Genomic DNA, 207 nt, shown 5'->3' on the forward strand with positions numbered 1-207 from the left:
CCGGCGTGATCGTGTAGCGCCCCGGCAAACCATCGAGGCGCAGGCTGACGCCGTCTGCATTGAGCGCAGCAATGGTGATGGTCGTACCATCGAGCAAGATCCCGCCCGGATCAGCGGCTGGCCCATTACGAAACGGGTCAAATACGTCGATCCGCTGACCCGGACGGCGCAGGCGCGACAAGGCAGATCGCCACTGATTGGCGGTGG

The 207-nt window shown here is 64.3% G+C and carries 1 protein-coding gene; it reads right to left on the bottom strand.

Annotated elements, in window-relative coordinates; all coding sequences use genetic code 11:
* Positions 1–181 (bottom strand): hypothetical protein (locus tag JI664_RS24330; RefSeq protein WP_207016277.1); only part of this gene is annotated, 181 nt, incomplete at its 3' end.
* Between the last annotated feature and the right edge of the window lie 26 nt (positions 182–207).

Origin of the sequence: Rhodobacter sp. NTK016B (assembly GCF_017303295.1) — a bacterium.
Lineage (GTDB): Bacteria > Pseudomonadota > Alphaproteobacteria > Rhodobacterales > Rhodobacteraceae > Pararhodobacter.